At 62.0% G+C, this 21746-nt stretch carries 20 protein-coding genes; 12 read left to right on the forward strand and 8 right to left on the reverse strand.

What is annotated here, in order from left to right; translation table 11 throughout:
• Positions 1-54: 54 nt before the first annotated feature.
• Positions 55-960, reverse strand: coding sequence for a 1,4-dihydroxy-2-naphthoate polyprenyltransferase (locus OKB77_RS14175; protein ID WP_164461673.1), 906 nt, complete (start codon positions 958-960; stop codon positions 55-57).
• A gap of 208 nt (positions 961-1168) precedes the next feature.
• Between OKB77_RS14175 and OKB77_RS14180 the strand changes: the two genes are divergently transcribed.
• From OKB77_RS14180 to OKB77_RS14215, 8 genes are all read left to right on the forward strand, one after another.
• A complete protein-coding gene (locus OKB77_RS14180) occupies positions 1169-2491 on the forward strand; it encodes an isochorismate synthase (protein ID WP_123172305.1) in 1323 nt (440 codons plus the stop codon).
• 32 nt (positions 2492-2523) lie between these two features.
• The gene (gene menD, locus OKB77_RS14185) at positions 2524-4269 is read left to right on the forward strand and encodes a 2-succinyl-5-enolpyruvyl-6-hydroxy-3-cyclohexene-1-carboxylic-acid synthase (protein WP_270817859.1); all 1746 of its coding nucleotides are present in this window, start codon (positions 2524-2526) and stop codon (positions 4267-4269) included.
• Positions 4229-5026: a 2-succinyl-6-hydroxy-2,4-cyclohexadiene-1-carboxylate synthase gene (gene menH / locus OKB77_RS14190; protein WP_123172303.1), complete on the forward strand. Its 798-nt coding sequence runs from the start codon at positions 4229-4231 to the stop codon at positions 5024-5026. Before menD ends, menH begins: the two co-directional genes overlap by 41 nt.
• Positions 5019-5879 (forward strand): 1,4-dihydroxy-2-naphthoyl-CoA synthase, encoded by an 861-nt coding sequence (gene menB, locus OKB77_RS14195; protein WP_005354934.1) that lies wholly within the window; start codon positions 5019-5021, stop codon positions 5877-5879. Before menH ends, menB begins: the two co-directional genes overlap by 8 nt.
• Positions 5879-6808, forward strand: a complete 930-nt coding sequence (gene menC, locus OKB77_RS14200; RefSeq protein WP_042057560.1) for an o-succinylbenzoate synthase — start codon at positions 5879-5881, stop codon at positions 6806-6808. Before menB ends, menC begins: the two co-directional genes overlap by 1 nt.
• On the forward strand, positions 6801-8228 hold the full coding sequence (menE, locus tag OKB77_RS14205) for an o-succinylbenzoate--CoA ligase (RefSeq protein ID WP_270817860.1): 1428 nt from the start codon (positions 6801-6803) through the stop codon (positions 8226-8228). Before menC ends, menE begins: the two co-directional genes overlap by 8 nt.
• A 219-nt stretch (positions 8229-8447) precedes the next feature.
• Positions 8448-11207 carry a collagenase gene (locus OKB77_RS14210; protein WP_270817861.1) on the forward strand — a complete coding sequence of 920 codons (2760 nt, stop codon included), beginning with the start codon at positions 8448-8450 and terminating at the stop codon, positions 11205-11207.
• A gap of 187 nt (positions 11208-11394) precedes the next feature.
• The gene (locus OKB77_RS14215; protein WP_270817862.1) at positions 11395-12342 is read left to right on the forward strand and encodes a SanA/YdcF family protein; all 948 of its coding nucleotides are present in this window, start codon (positions 11395-11397) and stop codon (positions 12340-12342) included.
• Positions 12343-12426: 84 nt separating this feature from the next.
• Here the strand turns inward: OKB77_RS14215 and OKB77_RS14220 are convergent, their stop codons facing one another.
• From OKB77_RS14220 to OKB77_RS14230, 3 genes are all read right to left on the reverse strand, one after another.
• Positions 12427-13041: a superoxide dismutase gene (locus OKB77_RS14220; RefSeq protein ID WP_270817863.1), complete on the reverse strand. Its 615-nt coding sequence runs from the start codon at positions 13039-13041 to the stop codon at positions 12427-12429.
• Positions 13042-13058: 17 nt separating this feature from the next.
• The gene (locus OKB77_RS14225) at positions 13059-13538 is read right to left on the reverse strand and encodes a hypothetical protein (protein WP_129503224.1); all 480 of its coding nucleotides are present in this window, start codon (positions 13536-13538) and stop codon (positions 13059-13061) included.
• Between the two features lie 175 nt (positions 13539-13713).
• Positions 13714-14730: a chemotaxis protein gene (locus tag OKB77_RS14230; protein WP_005335957.1), complete on the reverse strand. Its 1017-nt coding sequence runs from the start codon at positions 14728-14730 to the stop codon at positions 13714-13716.
• A 201-nt stretch (positions 14731-14931) separates the two neighbouring features.
• On the opposite strand from OKB77_RS14230, the gene OKB77_RS14235 reads away from it, so the two are divergent.
• Positions 14932-15651, forward strand: a complete 720-nt coding sequence (locus OKB77_RS14235) for an SDR family NAD(P)-dependent oxidoreductase (RefSeq protein WP_199416200.1) — start codon at positions 14932-14934, stop codon at positions 15649-15651.
• Here OKB77_RS14235 and OKB77_RS14240 read toward each other — a convergent pair.
• Positions 15638-17704 (reverse strand): tRNA(Met) cytidine acetyltransferase TmcA, encoded by a 2067-nt coding sequence (locus tag OKB77_RS14240; protein WP_123172296.1) that lies wholly within the window; start codon positions 17702-17704, stop codon positions 15638-15640. The two genes, OKB77_RS14235 and OKB77_RS14240, sit on opposite strands and share 14 nt — an antisense overlap.
• Positions 17701-18012, reverse strand: coding sequence for an HlyU family transcriptional regulator (locus OKB77_RS14245; protein ID WP_042081878.1), 312 nt, complete (start codon positions 18010-18012; stop codon positions 17701-17703). Before OKB77_RS14245 ends, OKB77_RS14240 begins: the two co-directional genes overlap by 4 nt.
• A 136-nt stretch (positions 18013-18148) precedes the next feature.
• Here OKB77_RS14245 and OKB77_RS14250 point away from each other — a divergent pair, with 136 nt between their 5' ends.
• The 3 genes from OKB77_RS14250 to OKB77_RS14260 all read left to right on the forward strand — a co-directional run bounded on the left by OKB77_RS14250 (position 18149) and on the right by OKB77_RS14260 (position 19606).
• On the forward strand, positions 18149-18355 hold the full coding sequence (locus OKB77_RS14250; protein ID WP_047436593.1) for a bacterioferritin-associated ferredoxin: 207 nt from the start codon (positions 18149-18151) through the stop codon (positions 18353-18355).
• 144 nt (positions 18356-18499) lie between these two features.
• Positions 18500-18976, forward strand: coding sequence for a bacterioferritin (bfr, locus tag OKB77_RS14255; RefSeq protein WP_005354959.1), 477 nt, complete (start codon positions 18500-18502; stop codon positions 18974-18976).
• A 171-nt stretch (positions 18977-19147) separates the two neighbouring features.
• A complete protein-coding gene (locus OKB77_RS14260; RefSeq protein ID WP_005363178.1) occupies positions 19148-19606 on the forward strand; it encodes a methylglyoxal synthase in 459 nt (152 codons plus the stop codon).
• Between the two features lie 89 nt (positions 19607-19695).
• Here the strand turns inward: OKB77_RS14260 and OKB77_RS14265 are convergent, their stop codons facing one another.
• Both OKB77_RS14265 and OKB77_RS14270 read right to left on the reverse strand, forming a co-directional pair.
• Positions 19696-20847, reverse strand: coding sequence for an iron-containing alcohol dehydrogenase (locus OKB77_RS14265; protein WP_064341600.1), 1152 nt, complete (start codon positions 20845-20847; stop codon positions 19696-19698).
• A 143-nt stretch (positions 20848-20990) separates the two neighbouring features.
• Positions 20991-21446 (reverse strand): hypothetical protein, encoded by a 456-nt coding sequence (locus OKB77_RS14270; protein WP_064341599.1) that lies wholly within the window; start codon positions 21444-21446, stop codon positions 20991-20993.
• Positions 21447-21746 lie beyond the last annotated feature (300 nt).

Consider the following 21746-nt stretch of genomic DNA (forward strand, 5'->3'; position numbering starts at 1 on the left):
CTCCCATCTCGGGAGCCCTTTGTATTGTTCACCTTGGTGCGCTGCGACCAGCGGTCAGGAGAGCGCCAACCCGATGGAGAGCAGCAGGCTGAACAGAAACGCGCTGATGGCGGTCTTCTTGAGGGAACCGGTCAGCACCTCGCCATCGTAGCTTTCCCGAAGAGTCTTGGCCGCATCGCTGAGAGGCTTCATGGCGGGCAAGAAGATCCACGGCCAGAAACTGGCGGGCTGGGTCAGGATAAAGACGATGGTGGCCAGCAGCGCCGCCCCCAGCAGTACCCAGTGATAAGCGATGGCGCGGTTGCGGCCAAGGCGCACTGCCAGGGTGATCTTGCCGCTGGCGGCGTCGGTCTCGATGTCGCGCACATTGTTGATATTGAGCACGGCGGTCGCCAGCAGGCCACAGGCGGTGGCGGGTAGCAGCAGATCCCACTCCAGCGTCTTGGTGAAGAGGTAGTAGGAGCCGAGCACCCCCAACAGACCGAAGAATAAGAACACCGAGATATCGCCAAACCCGCGATAGCCGTAAGGAGTCTTGCCGACGGTGTAGGTCACCGCCGCGACAATGGCCGCGCCACCCAGCACCACAAATGCCAAAATCTGCAGCCACTGGCCACCGAAGGCGCAGCCGAGCAGCAGCAGGCCACTGGCCACCGCCGCCAGCGCGGTCAACCCCATCGCCACGCACATCTGCTTTTTGGTGATAAGGCCGGAGACCACCGCCCGCTGCGGGCCGATCCGCTCACCGTTGTCGGCGCCGGAGACCGCATCGCCGTAATCGTTGGCCAGATTGGAGAGGATCTGCAGCAGGATGGCGGTCAGCAGGGAGAGCGCCATGATGGTGCCATCGAAGGCACCACGACTGGCAGCCAGCCCCGAGCCCAGCAGGATGGAAGAGCAGGCGAGCGGCAATGTTCGCAAACGCGCCGCCAGCAACCAAACAGAGAAGGTATTTGTCATTTTGTGATGGCCAAACAATCGGATATTGATCGTGTTAAGGGTTATCGAACCGGATTTGGGTATACTTGGCCCCGGAGAGTGAAGCTCCCGCGGGCGATTTACATGGACGAATGGGCAGATAATATATAGGAAATCATCGCTCTTTGGCATAAACCTACGGCATCCAGCTACCGGATCGCTCGTTACTACCCGGCTCAGAAAAGAATCCATGTTGGCTCAGACCCATATCAAGCAACAACTGGACGCCCTGCGTCACAGCAACGTCAGCGGCTTCGTACGGTTGCGAGTGGCGATCGAAATCCGCTCCTTTCTGGGCTGGCTCGCGGCGCAAACCCTCTATCCCCGCATCTACTGGCAGGCCCGTGGAGAAGCTCGTCCCGAGTATGTCGCGCTGGGCGCTATCCATGAACTGACCGAACCGCACGCCATCAAGCAGGTGTGCACTAACACAGCCAACCAGCATCATGACGACAGCCCTCGCTACTATGGCGGACTGGCGTTCGATCCGGCCCAATCCGGCTGGCAAGGGTTTGGCCCCTGCCGTTTCGTGCTGCCCCGCATCGAGCTGGTGCGCCGTGGCGAGTGCGTCAGTCTCTGCCTCAACCTCTGGCTGGATGACGACAATCTCGAGGCCGAACTGCAGGCGGCCGACGCCGCCCTCGATGCCCTGCGCCCGGAAGCCCCGCTGCCCGCCCTGCAAAAGCAGCCCTGGCAGCGACAGGATTGCCCCGGCCCCGCCCAGTGGCAGACGCTGGTGGAGCGCGTCACTGCCCCCGATTTTCAGGCCAACACTCCCAAGGTGGTGCTGTCGCGGGAGAGCATGCTGACCAGTCCGAACCACGATGCAGATATCAATCCCTGGGCCATGCTCGACCAGTGGGCCCGCCACGCCCAGGACTGCTTCCACTTCGGTTTTCAATTCTCCCCCGAGCAGGCCTTTATCGCCTGCTCTCCCGAGCGGCTCTACCGCCGGGAAGATCGCCACCTCTTTACCGAAGCGCTGGCGGGCACCATTCGCCGCTCCGGCGATGAAGAGGTGGATGCCCAACTTGCCGCCGAGCTACTGGCCGACAGCAAGAACCGGCTGGAGAACCGGCTGGTACACGCCGACATCCTCAGCCGTCTGGCGCCACTGACCCATGATGCCACCCTGACCGAGCCGCGCATTCTCAAACTGCGACTGCTGCAACACCTCAAGTGCGATATCGAAGCCGAGCTCAAGCCCGGGGTCTGCGACTGGCAGCTGCTCGACGCCCTCCACCCGACGCCGGCGGTGGGCGGCGCTCCGCGCGAGGCAGCGCTCGCCTTTATCCGCGAGTTCGAGCCCTACGATCGGGGCTGGTACGCCGGAGCCTGCGGCATGCTGAGTCGGGAGACCTCCGAGTTCTCGGTCGCCATTCGCAGCGCCCGTATTCAGCCGGGCAGCGTCACCCTGTTTGCCGGTGCCGGCATTGTCGCCGGTTCCGAGCCTGTCGCCGAGTGGGCCGAACTCGACAACAAGATCGCCAATGTGCTCTCCCTGCTGGGATAGTCATTCACCCTTTTCACGCTACGAGAGCCCCTATGCCCACCCGTAAAGAGCCTGCCAGCGAAGAGTTTGCCTGCACACCGTTTTCGAGCCAGCACGCCACCTTCAACCACGTCTGGTCCTCCCTCTTGCTGGAGGAGCTCTTTCGCCTCGGGGTGCGCGACATCGCGCTGGCCCCCGGCTCCCGCTCCGCGCCGCTGACCATGGCGGCGGCCGCCCATCAGGGCTTTCGTCGTCACCTGCACTTTGACGAGCGCGGTCTCGGCTTTATGGCGCTGGGGCTGGCCAAGGGGAGCAACCGGCCGGTGGCGGTGATCATGACCTCGGGCACCGCGGTAGCCAACCTCTGGCCCGCAGTGGCTGAGGCCCAGCTCACCGGCGTGCCACTGATTATTCTCTCCGCCGATCGCCCTCACGAGCTTATCGACAACGGCGCCAATCAGGCGATCGACCAGCAGGGGATCTTCGGCCGCTACCCCGTCTATCAGCAGAACCTGCCGAGCCCCACTCCTACCATTCCGGCGGCGTTTGTGCTGAGCTCGGTGGATCAGGCGCTGGCCAAACAGGCGCTCACCCCCGGGGTGGTGCACTTCAACTGCATGTACCCCGAGCCCCTCTACCCGGGCGAGCACTATCAGGATTTCTCCGACTATCTGGCCCCCCTCGGTGACTGGCTCTGCTCGCGCAAGCCCTGGAGCCCGTGGCAGCAAAGCGAGCCGACCTGCCTACCTCAGGCTGAGTGGGAAAGCTTTCTGCAACAGCGCGGCATCGTTGTGGCTGGCCGTATTACCGACCCGAAGCAGGCACAGAATGCCGCCGCGCTGGCGGAGCAACTCGGCTGGCCGTTGCTGGCAGATCTGCAGAGCCAGATCCGCTTCGACAGCCGCAACCTAATCCACATGGATCTGGCGCTCAACGACCCTGAATTTGTCGCCGAGCTGGGCCGCGCCGAGGTGCTGCTGCAATTTGGTGCGCGGCTTGTCTCCAAGCGGCTTGGCCAGTTCATCAAGCACCATTCATGGCAGGATTACTGGCTGGTGGATCCGCAACCGGCGCGGCTCGATCCCGACTACCGGCTGCGCAACCGGCTGATCTGCAGTGCCAGCGCCTTCGCAGCGGCCCATCCGGTCACCACACAAGCCCCTTGGCACACATTGGCCGAGCTGCAACACAACGCCAGCCAGCAGATCGCCGCCGCATGCAATCGCTTCTCCGAGCTTGGGGTCTGCCATCGCCTCAACCGCCTGATCGAAGGCCAACTGTTTGTCGGCAACAGCATGCCAGCCCGACTGATGGATATGCTCGGCGAAACGGGCAAGGGGCCGAGCCGGGTGATGACCAACCGTGGCGCCTCCGGCATCGATGGCCTGATCGCCACCGCCTACGGGTTTGCCCAGTCGAGCGACCAACCAACGACCCTGTTGCTTGGGGATCTCAGCGCCCTGCACGATCTCAATAGCCTGGCCCTGCTCAGCAAGGCGAGCCGACCGCTGGTGGTGATCCTGCTTAACAACGATGGCGGCAGCATCTTTCGCATGTTGCCGGTGCCCACCGAAGGGGAGCTGCTGGAGAGCTACTACCGGCTGCCCCACGGTCTCAGCTTTGAACATGCCGCCGCCATGTTTGGCCTCGCCTATCGGGCGCCGACTACCCTGCTCGAGTTCGAGCACGATTACCGCGCCGCCCTCCAACATGGCGTTACCTTGATCGAGATCCGGGTACCGAGCGAGCAGGTGGCCGATGATCTCAAGGCACTGGGGGCCGCCATCCGTGGCAAATAAATATGCCAATGTGCCGCTGGTGCTGCTGCACGGCCTGCTGGGGGATAGCGGCGACTGGCAACCGGTGATCGACCGGCTGCCCGCCATCCGATGCATCGCCCTCGATCTGCCGGGTCACGGTCAGCATAGCGCTCTCAACGTCAGCGACTTTGAGCAGAGCCACCAGTGGCTGGTCGCCGAGCTGGCCAGCCGCAACATTGAACGCTATCTGCTGGCGGGTTATTCGCTGGGGGGGCGACTGGCCCTCTACCACGCCAGCCGCGAGCCCGCCGGGCTGCGGGGGCTGCTGCTGGAGAACTGCCACCCAGGGCTACCAGACAATGAGCGAGCCGCCCGCATCCAGCACGATGAACAGTGGGCGCAGCGCTTCGAGCGTGAGCCCCTGGCTGACGTGCTGGCAGACTGGTACCGGCAAGGAGTGTTTGCCGATCTCGACGATGCGGCTCGAGCCCGCCAGATCGCCCGCCGCCTTGGCAACGACGGTCAGGGCATCGCCACCATGCTGCGCGCCACCTCGCTAGGCAAGCAGCCGGATCTCGCCCCCTGGCTCATGGCAAGCCAGCTGCCGGTTACTTATGTGAGTGGCAAGCGGGATCACAAATTCCATCAGCTGGCTTGCCAGCTGGCGAACCAGGATCGCAGAATCAACCACTTGGTGCTTGATGGCGGCCATAATCTGCACGCCCATCAGCCTGATAACTTTGCCCGACTCCTCGCGGAGTGGGTCAACCAACAAGAAGAGACGAGTCATGATTGAAGCAATGACGGAAGCTGAACTGTATGCACCTGTTGAATGGCAGGATTGCTCCGCCGGTTACGAGGACATCCTCTATCACAAGTCCAACGATGGCATTGCCAAGATCACCATCAACCGTCCCCAGGTGCGCAACGCCTTCCGCCCCCGCACAGTCAAAGAGATGCTGCAGGCGCTGGCCGATGCCCGTTATGACGATCAGATCGGCACTATCATCCTGACCGGTTTTGGCGAGAAAGCCTTCTGCGCTGGCGGTGACCAGAAGATCCGTGGCGACTACGGTGGATACCGCGATGACGAGGGGACTCACCACCTCAACGTGCTCGACTTCCAGCGCGACATCCGCACCTGTCCGAAACCTGTGGTTGCCATGGTGGCCGGTTACGCGGTCGGTGGCGGCCACGTGCTGCACATGATGTGTGACCTGACCATCGCCGCCGACAACGCCCAGTTTGGCCAGACCGGCCCGAAAGTAGGCTCCTTCGACGGCGGTTGGGGTGCTTCCTACATGGCTCGTATCGTCGGCCAGAAGAAAGCCCGCGAAATCTGGTTCCTCTGCCGCATGTACGATGCCCAGCAAGCCCTCGACATGGGGCTGGTCAACACCGTCGTGCCGTTGGCCGAACTGGAGCGTGAAACCGTGCGCTGGTGCCGCGAAATGCTGCAAAACAGCCCGATGGCGCTGCGCTGCCTGAAAGCGGCTCTCAACGCTGACTGTGATGGTCAGGCGGGCTTGCAGGAGCTGGCGGGCAATGCCACCATGCTGTTCTACATGACCGAAGAGGGTCAGGAAGGCCGCAACGCCTTCAACGAAAAGCGTCGCCCCGACTTCTCCAAATACAAGCGGAACCCCTGATGACACTCGCCCTGTATCGCTATCAACTGCCTTTTACCCAGCCACTGACCTTTCACGGCAAGGTGGAGGTGGCGCGAGAGGGGCTGTTGGTGCGCATCAACGACGGCTGGGGGGAAATTGCCCCCCTGCCCGGCTTCTCGAAAGAGAGCCTGCAACAGGCAGAGGCAGAAGCCCTTGCCACGCTGGCAGCACTGGCCGCCGGCGACACCCCGAACCCCGTGCTGCCGTCGGTGCAATTTGGCCTCGACTGCGCGCGCCGGACATGGCCCGAACAGAGCAACCCGCTGCCGGAGCCCTATCCCCTCATTCAAGGCTCCCCCCAGGAGCTGCTGCGCAACTGGAAAGAGTGGCTGCACCGCACGCCCGGCAAGGCCAAGCTGAAAGTGGCACGCTACCCGATGCGTGACGAGCTGGCGCTGATCCGCCTGCTGTGCGACCGCCTCCCCTCCCTCAAGCTGGTGCTGGATGCAAACCAGGGCTGGACTCGCGAGGAGGCATGGACCTTCTGCGGCCACCTCGACCCGAATCGCATCGAGTATCTGGAAGACCCCTGTGCCGACTTTGCCGACATCGCCTTTGTCGCCAACCGCACCGGCATGCCGGTGGCGCTGGACGAACTGCTGGCACAAGGCAAGCCGTGGGAGCCGATCCCGCAACTGCGCGCGCTGGTGCTCAAGCCTACCCTGCTCGGTTCACTCGCCAACTGCGAAGCGCTGATCGCCCGCGCCCGCGAACTGCGGCTCAAGGTGATCATCTCCTCCTGCTTCGAATCGGATCTGGGCCTGAACCAGCTCTTTCATCTGGCAGGCGAGTGGGCGCCGGAACAGGCGCCGGGTCTGGATACCCGCCGCTGGATGGCAGGCAACCTGCTGGGGGAAGATGGCAAACCGGACCTGAGCCGACTGGAGCAACTGTATTACCGTGATTGAACCCACCCGTTCACCCGAACAGACACCTTGCCCGGTACGCCACCGGGCAATCACAGCCCCGAACCGCATTGCCATCCACGCCGACTCGCCCCTCAGCTATCGCCAGCTCGATGCCCGCCTCAACAGCCTGTGCCTACAGCTGGAACAAGCCGGAGTACGCCGTGGCGATCATCTGACAGCGGTGGTGCGCGGTGCGCTGGAAGATGTGCTGCTGGCATGGGCCTGCGTACGCAGCGGCGTGGTGTTCTGCCCGCTCAACCCCGCCTTTCCTCTCGAAAAACAGCGCGAGCTGGCGGTACAGCTCGATGCCGATGCCTTCTGGTCGGCAGGGGAGATCCCGGCAGGCAACTGGCAACCCTTGCGCCTCGACTTCACGCACGAACTGCCGGCAAGCGAGGAAACATGGCCGCTGGCATCGACCCAGCTCAACAACATGATCCTCACCTCGGGCTCCAGCGGCACGCCAAAAGCGGTAGTGCACCGGCTCTGCAACCACCTGGCCTCGGCACGCGGCTCTGCCACCCTCATTCCCCTCGATGAGGCCTGCGGCTGGCTGCTCTCCCTGCCGCTGTTCCATGTCGGCGGCTACGCCATCCTGTTTCGGGTCTTTCTGGCGGGCGCCACGCTGGTGCTGGATCAACGTGAACGCTCCCTCAAGGAGCGGCTGGAGTGCCAGCCCATCACTCACCTCTCGTTGGTGCCAACCCAGCTCTGGCGCCTGCTGGCTGAGGGCTTTGATCCCGCCCGTACCCGCCTGCGCGAGCTGCTGCTCGGTGGCGCCGCCATCCCGCAACCGCTGGTGAAGCGCCTCTGCACCATGGGGCTCGAACCCAAGGTGAGCTATGGCCTCTCCGAGATGGGCAGTCAGGTCTGCACCGCTATCCCCGGCGATGCAGGTGTAGCTGGCAAACCGCTACCGGGACGGGAGGTGTGCATCCGGGAGCAGGAGATCTGCGTGCGCGGCGCCACCCTGTTTGCCGGTTACTACCGAGATGGCGAGCTGGAACTGCCCCTCGATGACGAAGGCTGGTTTCATACCCGCGACAAGGGGAGGTTCACTGCGGCAGGGGAACTGCTGGTAGAGGGACGGCTCGATAACCTCTTCATCTCGGGTGGCGAAAACATCCAGCCCGAAACCATCGAGCAGCGACTGGTGGATCATCCCGCTGTCGCCCAGGCGCTGGTGGTGCCGGTGCCGAGCGACGAGTGGGGCCAACGCCCCGCCGCCTTTATCGACTGGCACGGTGAGCCGGTTCCCTACCCCGAGCTGGCAGCCTGGATCCGCAGCACCCTGCCCGGCTTTATGGTGCCCGACCACTGGCTCCCCTGGCCCGATCTTGGCGGCAATCTCAAACCCTCCCGCCAACGACTGGGCAAGGTTGCCCGACAACAGACCACCTCGTCACAACAAGCTGAATGAGATCGGACTCACAATTTCCCGATCTGCTCTGAAAACAGAAAAAGAAACATGTGAGTCCTCACTGCGGCGCCAACCCACGATATCTCGATCAGACTCAAAAAATCATCATCTTATTGATTTATCTGATTTTTAATTGGCAATTGATATCCCTTTGGAACTGGTTAAATTGCCTTGCGATTACTCGCAAGACAATACACAAACAAGAACAAAGGGATAAAAATGAACCGTTCAGGTACCGGGTGGCTGCTGCTGGCAGGCCCCCTGCTTTTGGCGACATCCTCGGCGCAAGCCAACTACTCCCCCAATGACTGGCGACAGTATCAGCTGACTGGCGAATCGAGCCGGCAACTGGCCGCTCGCATCACCGAGATCACCTACGAGCTCAAGGCGCGCAGCAGCAATGCTCCTTACCAGCAGCTTAGGGTCTACCGTCGCTTCGACTGGCAGAGTAGCGATCTCGCCGCACTGGCCGAGCAACAGTGTGGCGAGCCGCAGCTCAAGGTAGATGCGGGCTGGCAGATCCGCTTCATGCGCTGTGAAGATCGGATTCCGGCGGGCAAGCTCATTCCCGCCAGCAGTTATGACTTTGGTTATGGCCTCAAGCAGGGTCGCTGGGAGCAGCTGGCGGGCACGCCGACCGCCCAGCGGCAGGATCGTCTGCCGCTGCCGCAAGCCATCATCCTGGGTCAGAGCGAAAGGGAGCTGGATCGCTGCGAACTCAACGCGCGGGGCCGCTGCGCCGAGTCGGAGTGGCACTATCAGCCGCAGGATTGGCAGCAGTTGCAGGTACTTGAAGAGACCCCGAGTGAGCGGGATGGCCGGTTGGAGCAGATCTTCTTTCGTCTGCAACCGGTGGCAGGTAGTCAGGCTGCTGCTCAGGTCAGCGAGATCCACGTCTGGCGCCGCTATCAGTGGCTGCTGGATCAGCTCACGCCTCAGCAGGAGTGTGATGAGCCGCAGGAGCGCAAGGAGGGGAGCAACACCATCCGCTATCGCATCTGTCGTCAGGTGATCCCCGCTGGCAGCGAGGTTCAGGTAACGTTGCAAGATAGCGGCTACCAATACCCGGTCGCCGGCGGCGAGTGGCAACCCCTGCCAGAGAGCAAAGAGTGGCAGGAGAGCCGGGTGCTCAATCGCCCCATCGTGCTGGCCAGCAAGGAGGAGCAGCTGGAGTGCCGCCGCGCCAACGGTCGTCTCTGCTCCGAGCCCGAGCAGCCCGATGTGGATCTGCTCGACAGCGATGCCGCCAAACTGGTGGCCGACGTGAGCGGCCAGAACAGTCCTGCCTGGCAGGCGGATTACGGCCACGATGACGCCAAGCTGATGGCGGTGGTTCGCGGGATGCGTGCCCTGCTGGCGGCCAACCAGCCGACCCATCCGGCAATGGACAAGCTGCTCTACTATGTGCGCGCCCACAACTACCATGGCGGCGTTGGCAAGGAGAGTGATCAGGTCGCCCGGGCACTGGCCGGGGTGATGATTGATCTGCTCAACCACCCATTGCTGCTGGGAGCTGAACCGCAGGATCAGGCTGGCACAGTGCTGGAAGCCTGGAGCGTAGCGGCGCAGGGACAGCTTGGCCAAGCCGCCTTCCGCCAGAGTGCCGCCCCCATGCTGGCCCAGCTCAACCAGGCGCTCGGCTATGCGGTGCAACATGCGGCACAGATCAATGGCCACAAACCCTGGGCCGATGGCCTGTTCGAGCTGCTCAATCTGGTCGATCAGAGCGCCTCTTACGGTCAGCAGGCAGACTTCAGCGCAGCTGTGCTGCAGCAGGAGGCGGCATTGCGCCAGAGCCTGCTGCAACTGGGCCTGAGCGAGCTGGCCCTCTGGAAACAGCGCGACGGCTCACGGGATCTGTTTATCTTCAACAACATCCTCGATGCCCACAGCCGCCTCTACCAGATGATGCGCTACCTCCATCACACCAGCCCGGATAAGGCGATCGCCTATCGCCAACAGCTGGATCGCGATGTCATCGCCATCATGCGCCAGCAGGGGCTGATCCCGGGTGGCCAACATCCGGCCGCCATGCTGGAAGAGGTCTCCCTGACCCTCTCCAGCTACTACCTCACCTACACGGATCGCACCAGCGAAGCCTGTATCAGCGGCGAGTTCGCCGGGCTTTGTACCCCGATCCGCATGGAAGATATTCTGCCGTTCGAGCACACCTGCTCACCCACCCTGCGTCTGCGCGCCCAGGATCTGACCCTGGCTCAGGCCGAAGGGATCTGCCGCGAGCTGGGTGATGAAGAGCAGCGCTTCCACCAGCAGATGGAGACAGGCTGGCAACCGGTGGCCGATGATCACAACGAAGCGCTGGAGCTGGTGATCTTCAACTCCTCCGCCGACTGGGGCCGCTACGGCAGCGCGCTGTTTGGTGTCTCTACCGACAATGGCGGCATCTATATCGAGGGGGATCCGGCTCGCCCCGGCAATCAGGCCCGCTTCTTCGCCTATGAGGCGGAGTGGAAACGCCCTGCCTTCCAGGTGTGGAACCTGCGCCACGAGTACGTTCACTATCTGGATGGCCGCTTCAACCAGTACGGCAGTTTCGGCCACTATCCGCTCAACCGCACTACCTGGTGGGCCGAGGGGATTGCAGAGTACATCGCTCACGGCCAGTGCTTTGCCCGGGGTCTGGATAACGTGGCAAACCGCCCTGCCAACCAGCGCCCGACACTGGCGGCTATCCTCCACCTTGACTACGAGCAGGGTGGCGAGATGGTCTACTCCTGGTCCTATACCGTGCACCGCTTCCTCAACGATACCGGTCGCGGCGCCAGCTGGCTGGCGCTGGCACAGGCGCTGCGCAATCCGGATCGGCAGCAGGCGATGAGCGACTTCGAAGGGGAGCTGGACCGGCTGATCGCCAACGACAGCGACGCCTATCAGGCATGGCTGAGCAGGGATCTGTTGCCCTGGTGGCAAGCCAACAAGGAGTCAGACGCCTGCAAGGGTAACGACTCCGCCCACTGATAGACCTTCACCTAACAGAGGGGCTGCCACCGCAGCCCCTCTCTTTATCCTCCCGTTCTCCCGGCCTCTGCTGCGACAACCTCTGCCCGAATGAGGTGCCCGCCCGTTATCAAGCCTGACGCCAGCGGCCGAGTTGTAATAGAATGCCGATAGCCACTCCCAACTTCAGACCCTGACCGCACCGCGCATGAAGAAGTTTGCCAAGATCCTCCTCGCCTGCCTCGTTTTGCTGCTGGCCCTGATTGCCATGCTGCTGGGCTACAGCGAGTGGATCGTCTCGGATGCCCGTCACTACACCTACGATCGGGTGGACAAGGTGCCCTACAACCGGGTTGCGGTGGTGCTGGGTACCTCCAAGTATCTCTCCGGTGGCGGCCCCAACCACTACTTCAAATACCGCATCAAGGCGGCGGCCGAGCTCTACAACAATGCCAAGGTGGACTTCATCATCGTCTCCGGTGACAACGCTACCGTGCAGTACAACGAGCCACGCCAGATGCGCCGCGCCCTGATCAAGGCGGGCATCCCCGCCTCCGCCATCTATATGGATTTCGCCGGATTCCGCACCCTCGACTCAGTGGTTCGCGCCAAAGAGGTGTTCGGCCAGGAGCGCTTTACCGTGGTCTCCCAGGGCTTTCATAACGAGCGGGCCATTTTCATCGCCCGCCATTTCGGTATCGATGCGGTCGGCTTCAATGCCGAGGATCCCAGCGCCTATCAGGGGATCCGCACCCGGGTACGGGAAGTCTTTGCCCGCCTGATGGGGCTGCTCGACCTCTATGTACTGGACAAGGGGCCCAAGTTCCTCGGGGCACCGGTCCCCATCGGTCTGCCTGTGCCTTGCCAGTCACTGAGTACCATCGGCAGCCTGCAACCCTGCCTCAAACAACCCAAACCGGCGGTGGATGAGGCCAAGCCAGCGGCAGTATCTGCCGCGGTTGCCACCGAGTCGGCTACTCCATCTGCCTCGGCCGCGACTGAACAAGTCACTCCTGCTTTATCCGCAGCGGCAGCCACTGAGCCGGTCACTCCCGCCAAACCCGCGGCACAAACCACCGCCGAGATGCCCAGCGCGGCCTTGCCCACATTGCCGATGACCCCTTCAGCCGCCAGCGTCAGCACTACCACACCATAAACAGACAACCCGCCAACTGGCGGGTCCTGTTATTGCAGCGCGGGTTGTGGCGGTGAGCCTGTACACCCATTCCCAGCGACCAAGTCAGCCTCGCGCCGCCTGATAGCGGCGGGCCACTTCGGCCCAATCCACCACCTGATAGAAAGCAGCGATATAGTCAGGACGCTTGTTCTGGTACTTGAGATAGTAAGCGTGCTCCCACACATCCAGTCCCAGGATCGGGGTATGGCCATGCATCAGGGGACTATCCTGATTGGCACTGCTCTCCACCTGCAATCTGCCCGCCTTGTCCACCACCAGCCAGGCCCAGCCGCTACCAAAGCGGCTCAGGGCCGCCTGAGTGAAGGCCTGCTTGAAGGCATCGCATCCCCCCAATTCCCGCTCGATAGCCAGAGCCAGCTCACCACCCGGCTCACCGCCCCCCTGCGGGCTCATCACCAGCCAGAACAGGGAGTGGTTGGCATGGCCGCCGCCATGGTTGCGGACCGCCCCCTGCAAGGTGGCAGGCAGAGTATCGAAGCGGCGCAGCAGAGCCTCTACCGGCAGTACGGCCAGCTCTGGCGCCCCTTCCAGCGCGGCGTTGAGGTTGTTGATATAGGTCTGGTGATGACGGCTGTGATGGATCTCCATGGTCAGGGCATCGATATGGGGTTCCAGTGCGTCGTAGGCATAGTTCAGGGCAGGCAGGGTATGGCTCATGATGACCTCTGTTCGGATTAATGGAGCCGGGATGAGGGCTCGCTCTGACACAGGCAGTGACCGAGCGAACGCATGATCCCGGCGTGGCTGCCGTGGCGCTGTACGAACGTCAGCAACTCGGCACGGGTTGTGCGGGTATGGCGCAAAGCAGCCTCTCGCAGGCGAGAGGAGCAAGCGGGGGAGTGACAGGTCGCCAGCAGGCAGTCGTGCACATAGCAGAGCAGGTCGGCGGCGCGATCGGGCAGGGTCATGGCCACCAACAGATCCGCCAGATTGTGGTGAGCCACAACCAGCGCCGCCACCGCCTCATCGACATCGTGCCACTGCACCAATTGCTGACGAGCCAGCCAGAGCGCCTGCTGATAATGGGCCAACGCCTGATGATACTCGCCGCAGTCAAACAGCCGGTTGCCCTCTCTGGTCTGCTGTTTCCAGTGACTCATGCTGCTGCCCCCTTCGGTCGACTCGACCCATCCCTTCACCCAGGTTGCTGTCATATGCTTCACACCAACAAATGATAATAATTATCATTACATGAATCATATCCGGGATACAAGGGGCGTCGGGAATCGCAGCAAACAGCCAAAACCGCGCGGCCACCCCTTGGCAAGGAGTGGCCGCTTGAGGCACCGGTCAGTGGATTCGACCGGCTAATTGGAAGTTAACGGCAGGTCAGATGTTGTTGGCGGGCGAGGGCGGGGCAATCCCCAGCAGCATATGGTCCATCATCCCCACCATGCGCCCTATCTCGGGCTTGGTGATGGTATCGTTGGCCCCCAGTTGCAACGCTTTCTGGCGGTTGTCATCGCTCATCAGAGAGGAGAACATCACGATGGGCATCTCCTTGTAGGAGGGGGTATCCCGCAGCCGCTTGAGCAGGTGCATGCCATCCATGCGCGGCATCTCCACATCGGTGATCACCGCATTGACGAAGCCGGTCACCGGCATTCTCTCCTCCTGGGCCAGACGATCGAAATCCGTCATCATCTCCAGCCCCTCTCCCCCGTCCTTGGCCGTGATCACGTTGTAGCCGGCGGTGCGCAGGGTGGTTTCGATCATCTTGCGGATAAAGGCCGAGTCATCCACCACCAGGATGGTTTTGCCCTGACGCAGCGCCATCATGCGATCGTCGATGAGCACCTTGCGGTCCTGAGTGACGTCGTATTTCTCCATGCTGAGCTCGGGGTTGATATCGGCGATAATCTTCTCGAAATCGAGGATCATGATGAGGTTGCCATCACGCCTGACCACGGCCACCACGCAGTCGTTCTCCCCCGCTTCCAGAAACTGGCTGGGGGACTCCACATCCTCCCAGGAGACCCGGTGGATCCTGCTGACGCTATCGATCAGAAAACCGTTGGCCATCTTGTTGAAGTCGGTGACGATCACCACCTTGTGGCTGGGGTCCGGGTTGGTCTTGATGCCGAGCCAGCCCGCCAGATCCACCAGCGGGATGAGGCGATCCCGCAGGGAGAAGACCCCCACCATATGACGCTGGGCATTGGGGTAATCTGTGGTTTCCGGCACCCGGATCACCTCGCGTACCTTGGCGACGTTGATCCCGTAATAAGCGGTTTTTTCACGGCCGTCCGGTAGCTGCTTCTTGAGGTGAAACTCGATGATCTCAAGCTCGTTGGTGCCACTTTCGGTCAGGATAGATTTACGCTCTTCCCCATCTTTGGACATCATGGTGACTCTCATTCTGGTTGCGCGGGCAGCAGACCGCTGCGGTTTTCCCTCAGTATAGGAATGGATTTCACCCAACGGCTCGGATCTCGGCAAGATTGCAGCCTTAACCGCTTGATCCCGCAGGCTGGCACGATCGTATCTGCCAATCAGGACAACATTGGCGGATGGTGAAATCCATCATGTACTCACAAGGAGCCTGAGATGAGTGAAGGCATTGTCGTGATTGGCGCTTCTGGCGGTATCGGTGCGGCTCTGGTGACACACTGGTTGGCGGCGGGTGTCGGGCCAGTGATTGCCATCAGCCGTCAGCCCGCACCTGCTGGCCTCTCATCGCCGGGTCTGCACTGGCTATGTTGTGATTACAGCGATGAGCAGATGACAGAAGTGGTGGCGCGCATCGCGGAGTTGGCACCGAGACCGCACAGGGTGGTGATCTGCAACGGCATCCTGCATCAGGGGGAGATCCAGCCAGAGAAGCGACTCGAAGCAATCAATCTCGATGCCATGACCCGCTTCTACCAGACCAATGCCTTGCTGCCGCTGCGCTGGATCAGCCAGTTGTTACCGCTGTTTGGCCGCGAGCCTTGCACTCTGGCCGTTCTCAGTGCCCGGGTCGGCAGCATTGGCGACAACCGGGCTGGCGGCTGGTATGGCTATCGCGCCTCCAAGGCCGCCCTCAACATGCTGCTCAAGTGTGCTGCCATCGAGCTGGCCCGGCGGGCTCCCGGCGTCAAATTGCTGGCCTTCCATCCCGGCACAGTGGATACCCAACTCTCTCGCCCGTTTCACGCCAATGTACCGGCGGGAAATGTGCAGAGTCCCGAGCTGGTAGCCGACCATCTGATTAACCTGATGAACCGGCTGCAACCGGATGGCGAGCTGAGCTTTCTCGACTGGCAGGGCAAACCTATCGAGTGGTAGGGGAGATCAGGAGACGCGCCAGCAGTGCCCGCAGCGCCTTGATAACTGCTGGCTTACCCGCCAGCTGCAACCTCGCAGCCAGCGCCCCCCACTCTGCGTATTGCCAGATGGGGGCAATCAGCAGAGAACGTTCGTCAGGGGTCAGCGAAGCCAGCACAGCCAGATTGCGCGCCAGCCACAGCTGCAAGCTCGACTGGCTCAGTTCGAACGGCTTGTGATGCAGGGCAAAGCACTCAACCTCATCGCGCTCGAACTCGCCAAGCTCAGTTGCGGTGACGGTACTGCCTTGCAGGCATTGCCATACCAGCTCGGGAGCCAATCCTTTCAACTCACCCGCCAGCAAGGTCGGCAGCTGGCGTACAAAACGCTGCTGCCATTGATTCAACTCGGGCTCATGCTCGGGTTTCAGCGCCTTTAGCAGCAGGGCTGCGTGGCAGCCGCTGGCGGCATCCCGCTGCAGGCCGATGCGCAGCACCTCCAGCCCGGCCTTACGCCAGAAAGGGAGCAGGTCGGCGCTGGCCGAAAAGGCAGAACCGAGGTAATCGATCCCCACCTGACGATAATGTTCTTCAAGCCTGCCAAGCAGCAGCGACCCCAGACCGTGCCGGTGCAGCTCGGGATGGATGGCGATACGCATCACCCGGGCGTAGCTGCGCCCCCCCGCCATTTTGAAACCGGCGTGGGCCAGCAACGACTGGGGCAGCAGATGGCCGCGCGGACGGCGACGCCCGGCCCAGATCGCCTCGGCCAGTTCGGGCTCTATCTCCCCTTCCCGCGCCACCAGCGCCACACCCAGCAGGCTCGCATCCTGCTCCAGCAGATGGATGTCTAGATCCGGACTCTCAAGCAAGGATCTGAGATCGCTCGGCGTAGTCTGGTAGTGAGCCAGCACCAGCAAGCCGAACAGCTGGTTGAGCAACGTCTCATCGCTCGCCAGCGCCTCTTGATTGACCAGACGCCAGCTCGGGCTGGTCGGCGGCAAGGGAGTTGCCACTTCGGCATTGAGGCCGAGCAGGCGGAAAATCAGCGGCTCCAGCGGATCGCGCTTACTCCAGCGAATGGGTTCAGAGAGGCGGATCTCCTGCCACTCCGGGGTCTGGCTATCGAGCACACGCTTGAAGCGCAGGTGAAAACCGCGCCCCGTCCCTTCGTAACCGTGCTCGGTGGTGGCAAACACAATGCGGCTGTGTCGGGCCAGCATAGCCTCAAGCAGCGGGGTCGGAATGGCAGCCGCTTCATCCACCAGCAGCAGATCGGGATTCATCGCCTCGTGCACCAACCGATCCGGCGAGCAGTAGCTCAGCCCGCTCAGCTGTTCAGGCGTGGTATCTAGCCCGCTAGCAGCGTGGGCAAACAGGGTGGCGACCGTTGCCTGCGAGGGGGCCGTCACCACTATGTTCAGCGAGGGTTGCTGGCGCAGCAGCTCGGCGGCGGCCAGCCCCAGCAGCGCACTCTTGCCACGACCGCGGTCGGCACTCAGCACCAGCGGCCGGCGGCGATGACCGTGCAACACCTTGTGGATAGCAGGTAGTGCCTGTTCCTGATCGCAGCTCAGTCTGCGTTCGGGCCCAAGCGGTTGCCACGGCTGCGAGCAAACCGGCGGCACCAGAGAGAGGGCTGGATCACCTTCCAGCAACCGCACCAGCCGGGCGATAAAGCCGTGGCCGGCCCGGCCCGCATCCTCCGGCTGGGCCACCAGCCGGATCCGGTCGGGATCCGGCCATGAAGGCCACTGTGTTCTTGGCGGCATCAGCAGCAACAGCAAGCCACCGGCGCGCAGAGTGCCCGCCAGCGCCCCGAAGGCGTCGGGATGAAAGCCGCTGAAAGCGTTGAACACCAGCGTGTCGCACTCCTGACCGAGCCGCTGTAGCGCCTTGGCGGCGGGTTGCGGGGCATAACTCTCGGGCCCAGCACCCAGCCAGAAGACGGTCTCGCCGAGCAGGGATTGGGCGCGGGCAATGCACTCGGCCTCCTCCCCCTCCAGCCAGATCAGGCGCCGCTCACCGGCGCGGGCCAGCGCCTCGCGCAGCAGGGTGACCTCTTGCAGTGTCATGAAGCTTGGCTGTCAGCTGATTTGCGGGGCTCGAACATGCGATCTCCCATCTGATCGATAAAGGTGTGGGCCTTCTGCACCATGAAACGCTCGGCATCGGCCGGATTGGCAAACAGATCGGAGCGGATGAAACGGTGGGTTTGCAGCACCCCATCCAGCTCTTTGGTAATGCGGCCAGCCAATCGGTACTGACCCCCTTCCGCCATGGGCTCCGGATAGATGAGATAACCGGCATATTCGGTGGGAGTGACTTCCGGCGCCTTGGTCGGCTCGCCCCCGAACAGGGCGCTGAACAGTTTCTTGAGCATGGTGATCTCCTCTGGTTGCCAGCATTGTCCCCAAGGGGTTGCACAGTGGCAAGCAGGGGATCTTATTACCAATGGTTATTTGCACTACGAACCATTCTCATTTAGATTTCATCTCATTCCACAAGAGGTGACCATCATGTACGTCTGTTTGTGCCGCGGCATCACAGATACCCAGATCCGCAAAGCGGTGCAGTCAGGTAAAAGCGAATTCCGCCAGCTCAAGCAGTCGCTCGAAGTGGGCGCTCAATGTGGCAAATGCGTGCGCATGACCATGGAGATCATCGCCGCCGAACTCGACAAGATGGAGCAGGATCAACCCGTGCTCTACTACGAAGTGGCCTGATCCGGACACCTCTTTTCTGATGCGACCCGCCAACAGGGTCACCCCTTTTCTCAGGCGAGCTGGCTCGCCAGACCTCTTGTTGTCACTTTTCTGGACTAAGCTCTAACGATCGAAGCCTCAGGCACGAACCAAGGAGCACTGTCGATGAAAGGAGATCCCAAGATCATTGCCCACCTCAACAAGGTGCTGGCCAATGAGCTGATTGCCATCAACCAATACTTCCTGCATGCCCGCATCTACGATGACTGGGGCCTCAAGGCGCTCGGGCACAAGGAGTATCACGAGTCTATCGATGAGATGAAACACGCCGACGAGCTGGTCAAACGCGTGCTGTTTCTCGAAGGGCTGCCCAATTTGCAGGATCTGGGCAAGCTGCGCATCGGCGAGACCGTCGAAGAGATGCTGCGCTGCGACCTCTCGCTGGAGATGGATGCCATCCCAGACCTCAAGGTAGCCATCGCCTACGCCGAGTCGGTGCAGGACTACATCAGCCGCGACCTGTTCCAGGAGATCCTGGAGGATGAGGAGGAGCACGTGGACTGGCTGGAGACCCAGCTCGATCTTATCGATCGCATCGGGCTGGAGAACTACCAGCAGTCGCAACTGCACCACGGCTCCTGAGCCAGCAGGCCAGCAAGCAAAGAGACCCGCCAGCGCGGGTCTCTTCATTTGAGCAGCCATGACCCGAAAACTTTTCGACAGGATCACAGTTAATACGCCCGACACAGCATCTGTCATGGCTTTCGATTAGGATACGACTCTCTTCCAATAACAAGGCTACGGACGATTTCCATGGAACAGATTGCACGCGAGATGGCACCCCACAAACGGGTGGCACTGGTGGCTCACGACAACATGAAGACCCCTCTGCTGAACTGGGTAATGCGCCGCAAGGAGGAGCTCAAGCTGCACCACCTCTATGCAACCGGCACCACCGGCACCATGCTCGGCAAGAAGGCACAACTGCCCATCACCTGTCTCTTCTCCGGCCCCATGGGGGGCGACCAGCAGCTCGGCGCCCTGATTGCCGAAGGGAAGATTGACGTGCTGATCTTCTTCTGGGATCCCCTCAATGCGGTGCCGCACGATCCGGACGTGAAGGCGCTGCTCCGCCTCGCGGCAGTCTGGAATATCCCGGTCGCCACCAACGAAGCGACCGCCGACTTCATCATGGACAGCCCCCATATGCGACAAGCGTTCAGCGTACAGATCCCGGATTACGCCGGTTATCTCAAGGCGCGCACCGAGTGATCGGCTAACCCGTCATGCAAGAGGGCCGCAACAAGCGGCCCTCTTTTATTGGGAAAATGCATCAGCCAGGGAAACAAACCGGCGCCGGCTTATAGCGCCCGGGCGAGAATGTGTGCCACCCGATCCGGGTCGATATCCTGCTGCTCACCGAGCGCGGTGCGCCCCACCCGCTTGAGGTTGGAGCAGACCGCCGGAATGCAGCTTTCGCTGAGGCCGTAGTCGGCAAGCCGGGTACCCAATCCCATCTTCTGGAAGAACTGCTCGGTGCGGATGATCGCCTCTTCGATACGCAGGGCCTTGTCCTCGCGGGTCGAATGCCACACCCGCTCGGCAAACTGGGCCAGTTTGTCCTGCTTCTGGCTCGCCCGCTCACGGAGCAGTGAGGGGAGCACCACCGCCAGACTCTGGCCATGATCCAGCCCGTAGAGCGCCGTCAGCTGATGGCCGATGGCGTGAGAGGCCCAATCCTGCGGCACTCCGCAACCGATAAGGCCGTTGAGCGCCAGACTGGCCGCCCACATCAGATTGGCCCGCACCTGATAGTTGGTCGGCTCCGCCAGCGCCCTGGGGCCGTTCTCCACCAGCACCTGCAGCAAACCTTCCGCCAGCCTATCTTGCACCTCGCCACCGACCGGGAAAGTAAGGTACTGCTCGGCAATATGGACGAAGGCATCCACCACCCCGTTACCGGTCTGGCGCGGCGGCAAACTGTAGGTGGTCGCCGGATCGAGCACCGCAAATTGCGGCTGCACCAGCGGGCTTCTGAAAGAGATCTTCACATCCCCCCGGCTCACTACCGAGGTGGGATTGTTCTCGGAACCGGTCGCCGGCAGAGTCAGCACGCAGCCCATCGGCAGCGCCTTGTGCACACTCGCCTGCTTGCCGCAGATATCCCAGGGATCATCCCCCTCGTAGCAGGCGGCCGCCGCGACAAACTTGGTGCCATCCACTACCGAGCCACCGCCGACGGCTAGCAAGAAGTCGATGCGCTCGCGCTTCACCTGCGCCACCGCCTCCATCAACAGCTCGAATCTGGGGTTGGCGCCGATGCCGGAAAACTCCTGCCACGTCACCCCTTCCAGCGCCCGGGTCAGCTGCTCATAGACGCCGTTTTGCTTGATGCTGCCGCCACCGTAGAGCACCAGCAGCCGGCTGCCGGACGGGATCAGTTCGGGCAGGCTGGCGATCTGTCCCTCGCCGAAACAGATGCGGGTCGGATTGGCATATTGGAAGTTGTACACGGCGGACTCCTCGACTGGCTCAATGCGCGGACATTGTGCGCCTGTGGGGAGGTGAGGTCAAAAGAGGTGGCAGAAGCTTGCCCATCGGCGGTCGACACTGGCCCATCGGTGCCGACCGGGTAGATCTCAGAACAGCGGCAGGATCAGGCAGTTTTGGCCTTATCTGTGGATGAGCTCTTCTTGCCGGTCAGGCGATCCATCGCCTCCTTGAGCATCGCCTCTCGCTGTTCGTTGAGCGGCTTGCTCTGTTCCGCCCGCTCTTCCGGCGTCAGCTTCTTGTTATCGGCGATGGTCTTGAGCTTCTCTTCGATCTCGTTGAACTTCTTGCGATCGAAACCGAGCGCCTTGTCCACCAGCTGCTGCACCACGCCCCCCTTGTCGGAGCTCATATCGAGCGCCGGTGGCAACTTGTTGTTCTTGGCCAGATGTTCGTAGGTCAGCACCTGCTGGGCCTGGCCGGTCATGCGCTGGGTGGAGAGGCTGACCATCTCCTCCCAGCCACCGCCCTGACCGCCGCTACTGGCACTGTTGAGGGTAGCGAGGGCACGGTTGTTGGATGCGCTCTGGGCAAGCTGCTGGCTGTAGGGTTTGATATCCATGGGGGCTCCAATTCAGTGCGCATCTGCGGCAATGGGCACAGGCTGATCCGGTCACATGGGGCGTCAGGCCCCACCATTATCAATTAAACCAGCAAGTTACAGGCCAACTTGTCAGATAGTGCAAGATCCCGCGCTATGGCGGATCTCACCACGCCCCACACGCAAGGCTGGCGTCAGAATCATGACTCATCTGCTGCCGGCTCTCGCTGTTTTGGCACATTTCGCCGTCCACGCGCCACGACGCCAGAGAAAAGTCAGGAACCGCAGCTCGATCACAAAATAAACAACCACTCAGGAATA

The organism is Aeromonas sp. Y318-3, from assembly GCF_027706185.1.
GTDB classification, from domain to species: Bacteria; Pseudomonadota; Gammaproteobacteria; order Enterobacterales; family Aeromonadaceae; genus Aeromonas; species Aeromonas veronii.